The following is a 15784-nucleotide window of genomic DNA, read 5'->3' on the forward strand; positions in this document are numbered from 1 at the left end:
TCAGCCGGCCTCGTCGAGGCGTCGCATCATCTCGTCGTCGAGCGGCAGGTCGGCGGCGTCGAGCGCTTCGTCGAGCTGGGCCATCGAGGAGACCCCGACGATCGGGTCGAGCAGGGCATACGCATCGCGGGACGTGGTGCGGGTGCCGAAGTGCATCGCACCCAGCACCAGGTCGGCGACAGCCATCCTCGAACTCTGCTCAGTCGGTGCCGAGATCGAACGCGGCCCGGTCGAGCGACTCGTCGTCACCCTTCGCGGCGGGGTTCGACGCGATCTGCTGCGCGCCACCGGGCTGCAGATCGCCGACCAGTTCCCGCTCGCGGCTCGGCAACGAACCCTGCTGGGCGTAGAGCTCCAGCTTCGAGCGGGTGTCGGCGATGTCGAGGTTGCGCATGGTCAACTGACCGATGCGGTCGACCGGGCCGAACGCGGCGTCCTCGGTGCGCTCCATCGACAGCTTGTCCGGGTGGTAGCTGAAGCCCTCCCCGACGGTGTTGATGATCGAGTAGTCCTCGCCGCGGCGCAGGCGCAGCGTCACCTCACCGGTGACGGCCGACGCGACCCAGCGCAAGAGGCCTTCGCGCAGCATCAGCGACTGCGGGTCGAACCAGCGGCCCTCGTACAGCAACCGGCCGAGCCGGCGTCCGTCGTTGTGGTAGGCCGCAACGGTGTCCTCGTTGTGCACGGCGTTGAGCAGACGCTCGTAGGCGGCGTGCAGCAGCGCCATGCCCGGCGCCTCGTAGATGCCGCGCGACTTCGCCTCGATGATGCGGTTCTCGATCTGGTCGCTCATGCCCAAACCGTGGCGTCCACCGACGACATTGGCCTGGTGGAACAACGCCACCTGGTCACCGCCGAAGTCGTCACCGTCGATCGCGACCGGCAGGCCACGCTCGAAACGGATCGTGACGTCCTCGGTCTCGACCGACACCGAGTCGTCCCAGAAGGCGACGCCCATGATCGGCTCGACGATCTCGAGCGAGGTGTCGAGGTGCTCCAGCTTCTTCGCCTCGTGGGTCGCACCCAGGATGTTGGCGTCGGTGGAGTAGGCCTTCTCGGCGCTGTCGCGGTAGGGGAACCCGTGCTCGACGAGCCACTCGGACATCTCCTGGCGACCACCGAGTTCGCTGACGAAGTCGGCGTCGAGCCACGGCTTGTAGATGCGCAACGCCGGGTTGGCGAGCAGACCGTAGCGGTAGAAACGCTCGATGTCGTTGCCCTTGTAGGTGGAGCCGTCGCCCCAGATCGACACGCCGTCCTCGGCCATCGCGCGCACCAGCATGGTGCCGGTGACGGCGCGCCCCAACGGAGTTGTGTTGAAGTAGGTGCGGCCACCGGAGCGGATGTGGAACGCGCCGCACGCGATGGCGGCCAGCCCCTCCTGCACCAGCAGCGGCTTGCAGTCGACCAGCCGGGCGAGCTGCGCGCCGTACTGCTCGGCGCGGCCCGGGATCGACTCGATGTCGTCCTCGTCGTACTGGCCGAGGTCGGCGGTGTAGGTGCACGGGACGGCGCCACCGGCGCGCATCCAGGCGACGGCACAGGAGGTGTCGAGACCTCCGGAGAAGGCGATGCCGACGCGCTCGCCGACGGGCAGGGAGTTCAGAACCTTGGACACGCGCTCCATCGTAGGAGGCGCCCGGTGGGCCGGCTGATCCGGTGGCCCGTCCCCGAGATCTCAAAGGTGGATCGTCGGTGCCAGAGCAACGGCGATCCACCTTCGGGCTTCAGCAACCAGAGGCCGGACGAGGTGATCGGCCTGATGCCGACCTCGGGCAGGGCGTGACAATAGGCACATGACCGAAGTGCAATGCCCCCTGTGCCCCTGCGACTCCCTGCTGCCGTACGGCGCATGCTGCGGACCGTTGCTGCGAGCCGAGCGGCTGGCGACGACGGCCGAGCAACTCATGCGCTCGCGGTACACCGCCTACTTCTACGGCAACCGCGAACACCTTTGGCGCACATGGCATCCCAAGACGCGTCCGGCTCAGGTGACGGTCGACCCGGAGACCTCGTGGACGGGGCTGGTGATCCATGAGGTCGTGGCCGGCGGGGAGCACGACGACACGGGCATCGTCGACTTCACGGCGACGTACACCGGCGGGCATCTCGACGAACGCAGCCGGTTCGAGCGGCGCGGCGGACGCTGGTTCTACCGCGACGCGCAACCGGACGCCGTCGCAGCGCGCGACGCGTAGGGCATGGGTTGAGCCCCCGCCGGGGGCGCGGGGGCCCAACGTGGGACGGGGTGCGATCAGCGCAGCGACACCCGCAGCACCGCACCGCCGCCGGCGCACACAGCGCAGGTGGTGACGTAGGCGGATCCGCCCTGCACCGCGACGCCGTACGGCGCCGGCAGGTCGGTGGCGACCACCCGGTGTGCACCCGTGGTCGAGACCTGGACCAGGGAGCCCATCGGCAGCCCCTGCGCGGCGAGCAGGCCGTCGTTCGCGAGTTGCACCGCGTAGAGCTTCCCGCCGGCCCAGGTCAGGTCGGTGACGTTCGTCAGCCCGGTGGCGTACGCCGTCGGCGCGCGACCCGGCACGACCCGCCAGATGGTGGAGGCACCCTTCGGGAACGGGAAGCCGGTCAGCTCGCTGACGTAGTAGGCGCCGTCCGGCCCGATCGCGACAGCGGTTGGAACGGCCTCCATCGGGATCTGCGGCGGTAGGCCCGAGCCCGGGGGAGTTGTGACGATGCGGTCGGGGAAGACCGCGAGGGTCGAGCTCGACTTCTTGCCGACGGACACCAGGTCGTTGCCGCCGGCATCGGCGACGACATACCGGTTGCCCACGCGCAGGATCGACGACGGGTTCGAGTCGACCTCGCCGCCGTCCGGGTTGGCCTTCGCCTCGTACGCGGCAACGTCGCTGACGACCGTGAGCTTGCCGGGTCTGTTGATGTTCGCCTTGACGACCGTTCCCATCTTGGCGGCGTTCGGTCCGAAGGCGGCCCGGGACGTCGGGTTGCCGCCGAGCCCGATGACGACCGCGATCTGACCACGGCCGGTGACGGCGACGTCCGCCGGGCCGGACGCGGAGGAACCGTCCTGGTCGGCCGTCGAGGGCAAGCCGGTGATGATGCGACGTTGCTGCACGGCGCGTCCGTGCCAACGCACCGAGGTCACAGCGCCGGATAGACCCAGGCAGGCGGTGCCGCCCTCGGGCGACGCGGCACAGGGGCCCGCGCCGCCGCGTCCGGATTCTGCGATGTAGAGCGTGCCGTCGGGCCCGAAGGTGAGGTGCCGGGGGTTGTCGAGACCGGACGCCACGACGGCGGTGCCACCCCCGGGGACGGGAGCGGCCTGCGCGGGCAGCCCGGTGGTGGCGGTCGCGGCTGCGGCGGCGAACAGCGCTGCGGCCGGAAGGCGCAATCGACGGGTCGAGGAGAGAGGGGTTCTACGAGGCATGTGCGCGTCCTGTGTTGCTCGGGCGACCGTGTCGAGGCCGCCGGTGTGTGACGGAGCCGGGTCTGTGCCGGCGCATGGCGGCGCAGTGCACCGCCGGACGGAAGCCGATCCCGGTCCGCACTGTCGTACGCTGCTGTTCTTCCCCCGCGCGGACCTTTCCCTTCAGTGTGCCGAGCGGGCCGGCGGCTGTCCGGCGAATGCCGGAAACCGGTTCGCGTCGCACCAGTTGGCTGGCCTACCATGGACACCGTTCGTAGTGGCGGAGTGACGACCCGCCTGATCGCAGTTTTCGATCGGCTACGAACCGCGCGTCACGGCGTACCGACGAGAGGCCGGAGCTTTTCCGGCGAAGGTGTGGTGGCACCGCGACCTGGCCCCCGCCCACACCTCCCGGGCTGCCGTTCCTCGTCAGGACCGCAGACCGCGAACCCTTTCGAGGACCCGACCCGAAGGGATTCGATCGTGCTCCGCACACATCAGTCCGGCACGCTCCGCGCGAGCGACACCGGAACCACCGTCACCCTCGCCGGCTGGGTGGGCCGTCGCCGCGACCACGGCGGCGTGGCCTTCCTCGACCTGCGTGATGCCAGCGGCACCGTCCAGGTCGTCGCCCGCGACGAGGTGCTCACCGGCGGTGCGCACGACCTGCGCAACGAGTACTGCATCCAGGTCACCGGCAAGGTGACCCCGCGCGAGCCCAAGGACGTCAACCCCGACCTGCCCACCGGCGAGATCGACGTCGTCGCCGAGACCATCGAGGTGCTCAGCGAATCGGCGGCGCTGCCGTTCCAGATCGACGAGCGCATCAACGTCGGCGAAGAGGCCCGCCTCAAGCACCGTTACCTCGACCTGCGCCGTCCGGCTCAGGGCAACGCGCTGCGGCTGCGTTCGAAGGTGAACGCGGCGGCCCGCTCGGTGCTCGCCGAGCGCGACTTCGTCGAGATCGAGACCCCGACGCTGACCCGTTCGACCCCGGAAGGCGCTCGCGACTTCCTGGTGCCGGCACGTCTCGCGCCGGGCAACTGGTACGCCCTGCCGCAGAGCCCGCAGCTGTTCAAGCAGTTGCTCATGGTGGCCGGCATGGAGCGCTACTACCAGATCGCGCGCTGCTACCGCGACGAGGACTTCCGCGCCGACCGGCAGCCGGAGTTCACCCAGCTCGACATCGAGATGAGCTTCGTCGAGGAGAACGACATCCTCGAGCTCGGCGAGGCGATCGCCAAGGCGCTGTGGCAGGTGATCGGGGTCGAGCTCCCGACGCCGTTCCCGCGCATGACCTACGCCGACGCGATGGCGAAGTACGGCTCCGACAAGCCCGACCTGCGCTTCGGTAACGAGCTGGTCGAGTGCACCGAGCTGTTCAAGGACACCACTTTCCGGGTGTTCCAGGCCGAGTACGTCGGCGCCGTCGTGATGCCGGGCGGGGCCTCGCAGCCGCGCCGTCAGCTCGACGCGTGGCAGGACTGGGCCAAGCAGCGCGGCGCCAAGGGTCTCGCCTACGTGCTCGTGCAGGAAGACGGCACGCTGTCCGGTCCGGTCGCCAAGAACCTCTCCGAGGCCGAGGTTGCTGCCCTCCCGGCGCACGTCGGTGCGAACCCGGGCGACTGCATCTTCTTCGCCGCGGGCGACACGAAGTCGTCGCGCGCGCTGCTGGGTGCGGCCCGCCTCGAGATCGGCAAGCGCTGCGGTCTGATCGACGAGAACGCCTGGTCGTTCCTGTGGGTGCTCGACGCCCCGCTGTTCGAGCCGGCCGCCGACGCGGTCGCCTCGGGTGACGTCGCTGTCGGTTCGGGCAAGTGGACCGCCGTGCACCACGCGTTCACGATGCCGAAGAAGGAGTTCCAGGACACCTTCGACACCGACCCCGGTTCGGCGCTCGCGTACGCCTACGACATGGTCTGCAACGGCAACGAGATTGGCGGCGGCTCGATCCGTATCCACCGCAAGGACATCCAGGAGCGGGTGTTCGAGGTGATGGGGCTCTCGCACGAGGAGGCGCAGGAGAAGTTCGGCTTCCTGCTCGACGCGTTCCAGTTCGGTGCGCCGCCGCACGGCGGAATCGCCTTCGGTTGGGACCGCATCTGCGCCCTGCTCGCAGGTATGGACTCCATCCGTGAGGTCATCGCCTTCCCGAAGTCGGGTGGCGGCTACGACCCGCTGACCGCCGCGCCGGCGCCGATCACGCCGGAGCAGCGCAAGGAGGCGGGCGTCGACGCCAAGCCGCAGCCGAAGGCTGCAGAGAAGGCCGGCGAGAAGGCTGCCGAGTAGCTCACTCGCCAGTGCGAAAGTTTGCAGGAGCGGTGCCGCAGCGGCCCGCTCCTGCAGGCTTTCGGCGGGTGGGTATCGTCGCCGGCGTGATCACGACGGTGCTGTGGGACGCTGTGGGACTGCGGCGGGGTGCTTCAGCACTCGCCTCATGACTGGGCCGAAGCCCTCGAACGCATCGGCGGTGGGCCGGAGGTTGACAGGCACGCCGGTTGGTGACTTAGATCACAGCCGATGGGGTGGAGGTCGAAGTGATGACTGAGAAACGGGCTAGTGATTCTGGCAAGTGTGGTTGTGACGGTGGTTCGGCCGAGCGGGCGCCGACGCGGCGTAGATTTCTTGTCACCCTGTCGGCCCTGTTCGGAGCGTTGGCGTTTGGGCCTCGAGCGCATGCCGATCCACCGCACGCTCACTGTGCGAAAGTCTGGTGGACCTTGGAAGATCAATGGTGCTCGGCTGGCCGGGTCGTGCAGATGTGGTACGTCCGTTGTTCGGTATGTAGCTACCGCTGTCGCACCGAGTATCGAGACGTTGGAGCATGCTGAATCGATTGGTTCACTTGGTCGAAAGGAAGCATGGAGATGGCTAGTTGGAGCGCAGAAGTACGCAGGTCAGCCGATATAGCGCGGAGCGAAGGTGAACCTACGGGCGTTGCCGTACCACTTGGTGGGCTCATGGAGCACGCTGATTCGACAGCGACCTATCACTACCCGTTGGACGACCGTATGCGCGCGGAGGCGCGAGCGCTCGCGAAGCTGACCGGTCGCAAAGACCACGTTCTTGTCGCTGCGCAGGAGTCTGTTCCCGTATCTCTTGCTTCGTATGGCGAGCTCGATGCCCAAACTCCAGTGGAAGTCGTTGTGAGCCTTCATCTGACTTTGGAGGAAGCGAAGTTGCTGGAGCCGGATGGGCCGCCAGCGAGAGCAGCTATTCAACCCCAATAGTGAACACCAGTGATCACCGATCATGAGCGAGGCTTCGGGGCACCATGGTCTTCCTCCTGAACGCGGCCCGCAGCCAGTGAAGCAGTGCGGATAGCCCACATCGGCCCGCTCCTGCAAACTTCCGGTGGGTGGGTATCGTCGCCGGCGTGATCACGACGGTGCTGTGGGACTGCGACGGGGTGCTTCAGCACTCGCCTCATGACTGGGCCGAGGCCCTCGAACGCATCGGCGGTGGGCCGCAGTTCGCGACGGCGCTGTTCGAGGCGGAGAAGACGGCATTGCGTGGTGAGCGGTCGCTGCGCGATGTGGTCGACGAACTGCTGCAGCAGCGTCCGACGGGTGCTTCCACCCAGGACGTGCTCGCTCTGTGGGCGATGTTCGTCGAGGACGAGGACGCCTGGGAGGTCGTCGACGCAGTGCGCGCTGCCGGGGTGCGGTGTGTGCTCGCGACCAACCAGCAGGACGTGCGGGTGGAGATCATGCGCCACGAGCGCGGCTACGACGACCGGGTCGACGGCGCCTACTACTCCAGCGAGGTCGGCCACATGAAGCCGTCCGCGGAGTACTTCGAGGCCGTGCTCGACGACCTCGGCATCACCCCCGAGCAGGCACTGTTCGTCGACGACTCGGCGGCCAACATTGCCACCGCCCGAGAGCTCGGAATCGCTGTGGTGCACCACGATCCGGCGTCGGGTGCGCAGGTGTTGCGCGAGGAGATCGCCGAGTTCCTTCGTCTCTGAGTGAGGCGTTGTCGGCAGCGAGGGTCAGGCGGGGAAGCGGGCCGAGGCGAGTTGGCGTGATTGGGCGACGAGGCGGCCGGTCGAGTCCCAGATCTCGGCGTCCTCCTCGAGCAGGTTGCCGGTGACGGTCGAGGTGCGCAGGCGCACCGCCAGCGGCCCGGGCGCGGGCACGGCTCGCACGTACCCGGTGAACTCGATCGTCGGCACCCACCCCTGCGCGCCGAGGTCGAACGCCACCGGCGGGAGCGCGTCGAGGAAGGTGAGCAGAGCGACGGGGTCGGCCTCGTGTCCGTCGGCGAATCGGATCCAGGCGCGCATCTCGCCGTCGCCGCTCGGCTGACCCATCGCCCACCCCACCGTCTCGGGGTCCATCAGCAGGTCGAAACGCTTCAACAGGCCCGCCTGCGCGAGCGAGGGCGGTGCGTTGTCGGCCGCGATGCACTCCTCGATCGGCGCGAACACCGGCATCGGGGTCTGCTTGCGGATCGGCTCGGCCTGGGCCGAGACGTCGCCCATCGTCACCAGCGCCCGTAGTCGTTCGGTGCCGTCCTGCGACACGACGACCTCGGCCGTCGACATCGACCGGCCGGTGCGCAACACGGTCGGCGCCACCGTCGCCGCGCCGGGAGCACCCGGCGACAGGAACACCGCGCTGAAGGTGAGCGGGTGCGGGTGGTGGTCGGCGGCGGCGTCCGAGACGGCCTTCGCCGCCAGCGACATCAGCAGACCGCCGTTGACGGCATCGCCGATCGACCAGTCGTCGGACAAGGTCGCCGAGTAGGTGCCGTCGGAGTGCGCCGTCAGGGCAGTGGCGTCGTCGAACTCGCTCATGCGCTCATCTCAGCACGTGATGCGGACGGTGGACGACCCGGGGTTTGAGGCCCCCACGGGCGTTGGATGGACCTGCGGGAGATCCTGCTCCCGCTATGGCAACCAACTCCCGCTGACACACCAACTCGACGGAGCAAGCGGGGCCGGGCGCCTCAGCCGACGGCGAATCCGCGCGAGGCCCAGGCGTGCGCGGTGCGGAACCCCAACCGGTGGTACAGCCTCCGCGCGACGTCGTTGTCGGAGTACATCCCGAGGCTGGCGACACCGCTGCGCTCCAGCGCCGCCCGTGTGAGCGCAGCGGTCACAGCAGCACCGAAGCCGCGTCCGCGGGCATCGGGATGGGTGACGATGCCGGCCAGGTGCGGCGCTCCGCCACCGGTGCGGTGCATGGCGCCGGCGGCGAGGATCCGACCTTTCTCCCGGACGCCCAGCCAGAGTTCGGTGATGCCCTCACCCGGGCGCGATTCCGCCGTCGGACTCCCGATCTCGTTGAGCGCGAGCAGTTCCGCGCCGTCAGCCTCATCGTCCAGCTCGACCACCGCTGCTTCGCCGGGCTGTGCCGCGGGCTCGTCGACCGTCCACATCCAGTCCCAGTCACCGCCTCGCCCGAGGGCGAAGTGGCGCTCGGCCACCGGAAGCAGCGACTGCTCGACGGAGATGCCGTCGACCCCGTCGGCGAGCAGGTCGGCGTCGACGAGGTTGCGCAGCAACAGATCGGCGTCGTGTTCGGAACCGAAGAGGTTGAGGTGCGTGGTGCCCCGGTGGTGGCTCTTGCGCAGGAACGCGGCGCCGTCGCCGAGCACCCACACACGGGTGAGCAACTGGTCATCGCACTCCCAGCGGATGTAGGGGTCGTTACCGGTGGCCGCGAGCAGCTCCGCTCTGCCGGACAAGGTGCGAAAGCTGTCTGACACGCGGGCTAGCGTGGCACGCGTGACCGACGACCTCTTCGCCGCCTCCGCCGACCTCGGCCGCGGGGCCGACGACACCCTCCCGCCGCTCGCCGTCCGGATGCGGCCGCGCAACCTCGACGAGGTGCGCGGCCAGAAGAGCGTGCTGCGCCCGGGCAGCCCGCTCCGGCGACTGATCGAAGGCGCAGGGGGAGCGGCCGGTCCGGTCTCGGCGATCCTGTGGGGTCCGCCCGGCACCGGCAAGACCACGCTGGCCCACCTCGTCGCGAGTGCGACCAACCGGCGCTTCGTCGAACTCTCCGCGATCAACGCCGGCGTCAAGGACGTGCGGGCCGTGCTCGAGCAGGCGGTGCGCGACAAGTCGCTCTACGGTCGCGACACGGTGCTTTTCCTCGACGAGATCCACCGGTTCAGCAAGGCCCAGCAGGACGCGTTGCTGCCCGGCGTCGAGAACCGAACCATCATCCTGGTCGCGGCGACCACCGAGAATCCGTCGTTCTCGATCATCGCGCCGCTGTTGTCGCGATCGGTGACCGTCACGTTGACCTCGCTCGACGACGACGACATCCGTGACTTGGTGACCGACGCCGTCGCCGACGAACGCGGCCTCGCCGGACGCTTCGAGTTGGACCCCGACGCGCTGGATCACCTGGTGCGCATCGCCGGTGGCGACGCACGCCGTTCGCTCACGTCGTTGGAGGCGGCCGCCGGGGTCGCCGAAGACCGCGCCGGCACCCGCGACCCCGATCAGCACGTCACGATCAGCCTCGCCGACACCGAGCAGGCCGTCGCGACCGCCGCCGTCCGTTACGACAAGGGCGGCGACCAGCACTACGACGTCGCCTCGGCGTTCATCAAGTCGATGCGTGGCAGCGATGTCGACGCCGCATTGCACTATCTCGCCCGCATGCTCGAGGCGGGGGAAGACCCGAGGTTCATCGCCCGCCGGGTCGTGATCTCGGCGTCCGAGGAGATCGGCATGGCCGACCCCACTGCGCTGCAGACGGCCGTCGCAGCGATGCACGCTGTGGCGCAGATCGGGATGCCGGAGGCGCGACTGGTGTTGGCACAAGCTGTGCTGCACAACTGCCTGGCTCCCAAGTCGAACGCAACCTACGCCGCCATGAACGCGGCGATCGCCGATGTGCGCGCCGGGAAGATCGGGGTGGTGCCTACACACCTTCGGGGCACGGGGTACGCCGGGGCCAAGGCGCTTGGTCACGGGGAGGGTTATCGATACACCCACGACGAGCCGAATGCCGTTGGGCCACAACAGTTCTTGCCCGATGTTTTGGTGGGGGAGGCGGACTACTACCACCCCAGTGATCGCGGGTGGGAAGCGACCCTCGGAAGTCGATGGGCGAGCCTGCGCGAAACGATTCGCGGCCGAACCAAGTGAGGTCGGACACTTGGTAACGATTGGGTGACCGTACGGCACCGAAGGGTTTAACCGTGACCTTCGTATGGCATGTTTTTCCCCGGTAAGAGACCCGTGTCACCCACTGGTCGCCAGGTGGGGGCCTGGTACACACCACGAAAGAAGGCTCGTTCACCCAACGGGCCTTACCCCGCGTCAGTTCCCACGGAGGATCGATGAGCTTCAGCCCGCAACAGGTGGCCGAGACCGTCTCGGAGGTCACCGCAGCCGAGCCGACCGGCCGGCGTGGGAAGAAGGACAAGGGCACCACGGGCAAGTCCCCGGTCCAGATCGCGATGGCGCGACTGCGCAAGGACAAGATCGCAATGATCTGCGCAGGCATCATCGTGCTGTATGTCCTGATCGCGATCTTTGCCCCCGCGCTCGCAGCGCTGGAGGGTCAGGACCCCGCGACGCAGCACCCCGAATTGCTCGACCAGGACGGCTTCCCGATGATCGGGCAGACCGCCGAGCACTGGCTCGGCATCGAGCCGTCAATCGGACGTGACTTGTTCGCGCGATTCGTATACGGCGCACGGCCGTCGATCATTATCGGCACCTCCGCGGCCATTGCCACCACCGTGATCGGTGTGACCGTCGGTCTGGTCGCCGGCTACTTCGGTGGCTGGATCGACAACGTGGTCTCGTGGATCATCGACTTCATCCTCTCGCTGCCGTTCCTGCTGTTCGCGATCGCGCTGGTGCCGATCATCACCTCGTGGTTCGGATCGCCGCTGGAGATTTCCGACGACACGGTGACGAAGGTGCGCTTCGGTTCGCTGGTCTTCGTGCTCACCTTCTTCTTCTGGGCGGGCCTTGCCCGTCTGGTGCGCGGTGAGGTGATCTCGATGCGCGAGAAGGAGTTCGTGCAGGCGGCGCGGGCTTTGGGCGTGCCGACGCGGCGGCTGCTGTTCAAGGAGATGCTGCCCAACCTGGTCGGCCTCATCATCGTCTCGCTGACCCTCGCCATCCCGGCGTTCATCTCGGCCGAGGCCGGGCTGTCATACCTCGGCGTCGGGCTCAAGGAGCCGACGGCATCGTGGGGCCTGACGATCGCAGCAGCAACGAACTACTACGAGGTGCAACCGCTCTACCTGTGGGTGCCGGTCATTGCGGTGTCGCTGTTGGTGCTCGCGTTGTCGCTACTTGGCGACGCCATTGCCGACGCGTTCAACCCGAACACCCGTCGATAACCCAAGACTTCCGATCGCCGCCGGCGGTCGGGCGGAACCTTCCTGGTGCTGGCCGGGAAGTACACAAAGGAGAAACAACATGCGCTGGACCAAGGTCGTGGCGCTGGCTGCAGCGGGCACCCTGTCGCTCGCAGCCTGCGGTGGAGGAAGCCCCTCCGACAACAACAAGTCCAACTCAAGCTCCGGCGGCGCCGGCAGCTCGACGAGCAGCGCTCCGGCAGATGCCGCGCTCGACCCGAACGCGAAGGGCCCGGCGCCCGAGATCTCGGGTGCGAAGAAGGGCGGCAACCTGACGATCAGCTACTCGAACGTTCCGGAGACCTTCGACCCGACCCGTGCGTTCTACCAGGACACCGGCGCGATCCTCGGTCAGCTGGTGCTGCGTAGCCTCACCACCTACCGCGTGACCGAGAAGGGTTCGCAGCTGGTTCCCGACCTCGCCACCGACCTCGGCAAGCAGTCGTCGGACGGACTCACCTGGACCTTCACGTTGAAGGACAACATGAAGTACTCCGACGGCAGCGTCATCAAGGCTGCCGACGTGGTCTACGCGATCAAGCGTTCGTTCGCGGTCAAGGAACTGCCGGACGGCCCGAGCTACGCCCAGAGCTACCTGAAAGGTGGCGATACCTACAAGGGCCCGTTCACCGACAAGAGTGACTTCCAGGGCGCGACCGCCAAGGACGACAAGACCGTCGAGATCCACCTCGCCAAGAAGTGGCCGACCTTCCCGTACTACGCGGCGTTCAGCCAGGTCTCCCCGATTCCGGAGGCCAAGGACACCAAGGACAAGTACGGCGACAACCCGCTCGCCGAGGGTCCGTACATGTTCGACAAGTACGTCAAGGGCCAGAGCCTCACCCTGAAGAAGAACCCGAACTGGGACGCTGCTTCTGACCCGGCTCGCCACCAGTACGTCGACTCGTACACCTTCAACTTCGGCACCGACGTCAAGCCGACCCAGACCGCGATCCTCGCGAGCAACGGTCCCGACGCCACGACCCTCAACTGGGACGCCTTCGACTCGACCCTGCTGTCGAAGATCAACCAGCAGAAGGACCAGACGGTCACCGGCGCCGACCCGTGTGTCTCGTACTTCAACATGGACACCCGCAAGATCCCGCTGGCCGTCCGTAAGGCCGTCGCGGTGGCTTATCCGTTCGACCAGATCCGCAAGGCAGGCGGCGTCACCACGCTGAGCTACGCCCCGGCGACGTCGTACATGGCTCCGCAGATCCCGGGCTTCACCAAGTACGCACCGGTGAACAGCATGACCGGTCAGGGCACCGGTGACCCGGCCAAGGCCAAGCAGATGCTGAAGGACGCCGGCAAGGAGAACTTCGAGCTGTCCTGGTACTACTCGCAGGACAACCCGGAGGCCGTCAAGCAGAACGCGGCTCGTAAGGCTGGGTTCGAGGCAGCCGGCTTCAAGGTCAAGGACGTCGGCATCCCGAAGGCCGACGCCCGCAAGCACCGCGCCGAGACCGACGGCAAGGTCAACACCCTCACCGGCCCCGCCGGATGGTGCTACGACTGGCCGAGCGGTGACGCCTGGTACCCGAACCTGTTCACCTCCGCGGTGCAGCTGACCGGTCAGAGCGTCGGCTTCCTCGGCGCCGGTTCCGACGCCGACTACAAGTCGATCGACGCCGACATCAACCGGATCATCGCCCTCCCGGTCGAGCAGCAGGGCGCTGAGTGGACCAAGCTGGACGAGAAGCTGGCCAAGGACGTCGTTCCGGCCGTTCCCACCAGCTACGGCAAGGCGAACTACATGTTCGGCAAGCAGGTGCACAACGTGATCAACGACCCGAACCGCGGCATGCCCGACCTGGCCCAGGTGTGGGTCGGCTGACCGTTCGTCCGTAGTCACACCTTGAAGTAGGTTCCGGGGTCGGGGCCGTTCGGAGAACCCGAGCGACCCCGGCCCCTGGGATCGTCACCTGCACCCCACCCCCGACCAGGAGACCCTGTGCTCGTCTACATCCTTCGTCGTCTGCTGATGACGCTGAGCGTGATGCTCGCGGCGGTGACCTTCACCTTCGCGATCTTCTTCCTCGGCCCCAACGACCCCGCGGGCAACCTGTGCACCCGCAACTGCACACCGGCCCGCATTGCCGAGATCGAGAAGAGCATGGGCCTCGACAAGCCGGTGCCGCAGCAGTACGCCGAGTACATGAAGGGCCTTGCCACGGGTCGCACGATCACCTCCGGCGGCTTCGAGAAGAAGTGCGACGCACCGTGCCTCGGCTGGTCGTGGGTGCAGGACCGTCCGGTCAAGGACATGGTCTTCCAAGCGCTGCCGGTGACGCTCTCGATCGTGGTGGGTGGAACGGTCGTCTACACCATCTTCGGCCTGCTGTTCGGGGTGGTGGCGGCCCGCAACAGAGGCAACTGGCTCGACCGGACGATCGTGGGTATCACCCAGTTCGTGCCGTCGGTGCCGTACTACATCCTCGCGCTGCTGTTCTACCTCTATTTCATGGTGCTCAACCCGATTCTTCCGCGCGCCCAGTACACCTCCCCGTTCGAGAATCCCTGGAGCTGGTTCGTCGGTCTTATCGGGGTCTGGATGATCTACGGCCTGATCCAGGCGACCTCCTACGTGCGATACGTGCGTGCCTCGATGATCGACAATTTGTCGGGTGACTTCGTGCGCACCGCCCGCTCCAAAGGCTTGTCCGAGCGAAAGGTGCTGATCAGCCACGCGCTGCGCGCCGCGATGGCACCGTTCATGACCCTCGTCGGCCTCAACATCGCCGCCGACCTGTCGGGTGCCGTCTTCACCGAGCGCATCTTCAACCTCAAGGGTATGGGTGACTTGGCGATCCGGTCGTTCGACCAGCAAGACCTCCAGGTGATCAGCGGCGTCGTACTCGTCGGCGCACTGTTCGTCAGCATCGGCAACCTGGTCGTCGACCTGCTCTACGGTGTCGTCGACCCGCGCGTGAAGCTCTCCTGAGGACGGGGTAGGAAACAGTTATGTCCACAGTTGTCGACCAACACGGCTCCCGCCGTCCGCCGATCGATCCGAACGCCGAGACGATCCTGGAGGTCAAGGACCTCCAGGTGCAGTTCCCGACCGAGGACGGTCTGGTCAACGCCGTCAACGGCGTGAGCTACGACGTGAAACTCGGCCAGACGCTCGCCATCGTGGGCGAGTCGGGCTCGGGCAAATCGGTGTCGTCGATGGCCGTCATGGGCCTGCACGACATGAAGCGCACCCGGATGAGCGGCTCGATCCTGCTCGACGGTCAGGAACTCGTCGGGGCGTCGCAGCAGACCTTCCAGAAGATCCGCAGCAACAGCGTCGCGATGATCTTCCAGGACCCGCAGTCGTCGCTGCACCCGTTCAAGAAGATCGGTGCGCAGATCGCCGAGGCCTACCTGGTACACCACAAGGTGTCGAAGTCGGTGGCCGAGAAACGCGCCGTCGAGATGCTCGACCGGGTCGGCATCCCCAACCCGCAGCGTCGCGCCAAGCAGTATCCGCACGAGTTCTCCGGCGGTATGCGCCAGCGGGCGATGATCGCGCTCGGCCTGGTCAACGACCCCCGCCTGCTGATCGCCGACGAGCCGACCACTGCCCTCGACGTCACCGTGCAGGCGCAGATCCTCGACCTGCTCAACGACCTGCAGAAGGAGTTCGGCTCGGCGATCATCATGATCACCCACGACCTCGCGGTCGTCGCCGAGGTCTCCGACAAGGTGCTGGTCATGTACGCCGGTCGTGGCGTCGAGTACGGCACGACGCGCGAGGTGCTCGCCGACCCGCGGCATCCCTACACCTGGGGTCTGCTGTCGTCGGTGCCGTCGCTGTCGTCCGACCCGTCCGAGACACTGAACCCGGTGCGCGGCAACCCGCCGAGCCTGCTCAACCTGCCCAAGGGATGCTCGTTCAATCCGCGCTGCGACTTCGCCGAGCGGGTGCCGGGGGAGCGCTGCTTCACCGAACTGCCCGAGTTCACCGAGGTGCCGGGTGAGCCGGGACGACGCACCCGCTGCCACCTGGCCGAGCCCGCCGAGATCTTCGCGACCGAGGTCGCACCGAAGCTGGGGAAGTGACGGTTCGCC

Annotated in this window: 13 protein-coding genes; 8 read left to right on the top strand and 5 right to left on the bottom strand. The window is 67.4% G+C overall.

From position 1 onward, the window contains the following. The gene (locus tag DFJ65_RS17800) at window positions 1–186 is read right to left on the bottom strand and encodes a hypothetical protein (RefSeq protein WP_211308412.1); all 186 of its coding nucleotides are present in this window, start codon (window positions 184–186) and stop codon (window positions 1–3) included. 13 nt (window positions 187–199) lie between these two features. Further along, the gene (argG, locus tag DFJ65_RS09800) at window positions 200–1618 is read right to left on the bottom strand and encodes an argininosuccinate synthase (RefSeq protein WP_115924227.1); all 1419 of its coding nucleotides are present in this window, start codon (window positions 1616–1618) and stop codon (window positions 200–202) included. A 178-nt stretch (window positions 1619–1796) separates the two neighbouring features. Here argG and DFJ65_RS09805 point away from each other — a divergent pair, with 178 nt between their 5' ends. Beyond that, the gene (locus tag DFJ65_RS09805; RefSeq protein ID WP_115922864.1) at window positions 1797–2198 is read left to right on the top strand and encodes a YchJ family protein; all 402 of its coding nucleotides are present in this window, start codon (window positions 1797–1799) and stop codon (window positions 2196–2198) included. 56 nt (window positions 2199–2254) lie between these two features. Here the strand turns inward: DFJ65_RS09805 and DFJ65_RS09810 are convergent, their stop codons facing one another. After that, window positions 2255–3409, bottom strand: a complete 1155-nt coding sequence (locus DFJ65_RS09810; protein ID WP_115922865.1) for a ScyD/ScyE family protein — start codon at window positions 3407–3409, stop codon at window positions 2255–2257. Window positions 3410–3871: 462 nt separating this feature from the next. Here DFJ65_RS09810 and aspS point away from each other — a divergent pair, with 462 nt between their 5' ends. Further along, entirely contained in the window at window positions 3872–5677 is a 1806-nt protein-coding gene (gene aspS / locus DFJ65_RS09815; RefSeq protein ID WP_115922866.1) for an aspartate--tRNA ligase, read from the top strand. Window positions 5678–6746: 1069 nt separating this feature from the next. Beyond that, window positions 6747–7358 carry an HAD family hydrolase gene (locus tag DFJ65_RS09820; RefSeq protein ID WP_115922867.1) on the top strand — a complete coding sequence of 204 codons (612 nt, stop codon included), beginning with the start codon at window positions 6747–6749 and terminating at the stop codon, window positions 7356–7358. Window positions 7359–7382: 24 nt separating this feature from the next. Here the strand turns inward: DFJ65_RS09820 and DFJ65_RS09825 are convergent, their stop codons facing one another. Together DFJ65_RS09825 and DFJ65_RS09830 are read right to left on the bottom strand one after the other, a co-directional pair. Beyond that, window positions 7383–8189, bottom strand: a complete 807-nt coding sequence (locus tag DFJ65_RS09825; protein ID WP_115922868.1) for a thioesterase family protein — start codon at window positions 8187–8189, stop codon at window positions 7383–7385. Window positions 8190–8341: 152 nt separating this feature from the next. Beyond that, window positions 8342–9103, bottom strand: coding sequence for a GNAT family N-acetyltransferase (locus tag DFJ65_RS09830; protein WP_115922869.1), 762 nt, complete (start codon window positions 9101–9103; stop codon window positions 8342–8344). Window positions 9104–9122: 19 nt separating this feature from the next. On the opposite strand from DFJ65_RS09830, the gene DFJ65_RS09835 reads away from it, so the two are divergent. From DFJ65_RS09835 to DFJ65_RS09855, 5 genes are all read left to right on the top strand, one after another. Then, window positions 9123–10499, top strand: a complete 1377-nt coding sequence (locus DFJ65_RS09835) for a replication-associated recombination protein A (RefSeq protein ID WP_245950163.1) — start codon at window positions 9123–9125, stop codon at window positions 10497–10499. A gap of 194 nt (window positions 10500–10693) precedes the next feature. Next, complete coding sequence (locus tag DFJ65_RS09840) at window positions 10694–11710, top strand: ABC transporter permease (RefSeq protein ID WP_115922870.1); 1017 nt, start codon at window positions 10694–10696, stop codon at window positions 11708–11710. Between the two features lie 79 nt (window positions 11711–11789). Next, window positions 11790–13565: an ABC transporter substrate-binding protein gene (locus tag DFJ65_RS09845; protein ID WP_170144055.1), complete on the top strand. Its 1776-nt coding sequence runs from the start codon at window positions 11790–11792 to the stop codon at window positions 13563–13565. A gap of 117 nt (window positions 13566–13682) precedes the next feature. Next, window positions 13683–14672 carry an ABC transporter permease gene (locus DFJ65_RS09850; RefSeq protein WP_115922871.1) on the top strand — a complete coding sequence of 330 codons (990 nt, stop codon included), beginning with the start codon at window positions 13683–13685 and terminating at the stop codon, window positions 14670–14672. 20 nt (window positions 14673–14692) lie between these two features. Next, the gene (locus tag DFJ65_RS09855) at window positions 14693–15775 is read left to right on the top strand and encodes an ABC transporter ATP-binding protein (RefSeq protein ID WP_115922872.1); all 1083 of its coding nucleotides are present in this window, start codon (window positions 14693–14695) and stop codon (window positions 15773–15775) included. The last annotated feature ends 9 nt before the right edge of the window (window positions 15776–15784 follow it).

The sequence above is a fragment of the Calidifontibacter indicus genome (genome assembly GCF_003386865.1).
Taxonomy (GTDB): domain Bacteria; phylum Actinomycetota; class Actinomycetes; order Actinomycetales; family Dermatophilaceae; genus Yimella; species Yimella indica.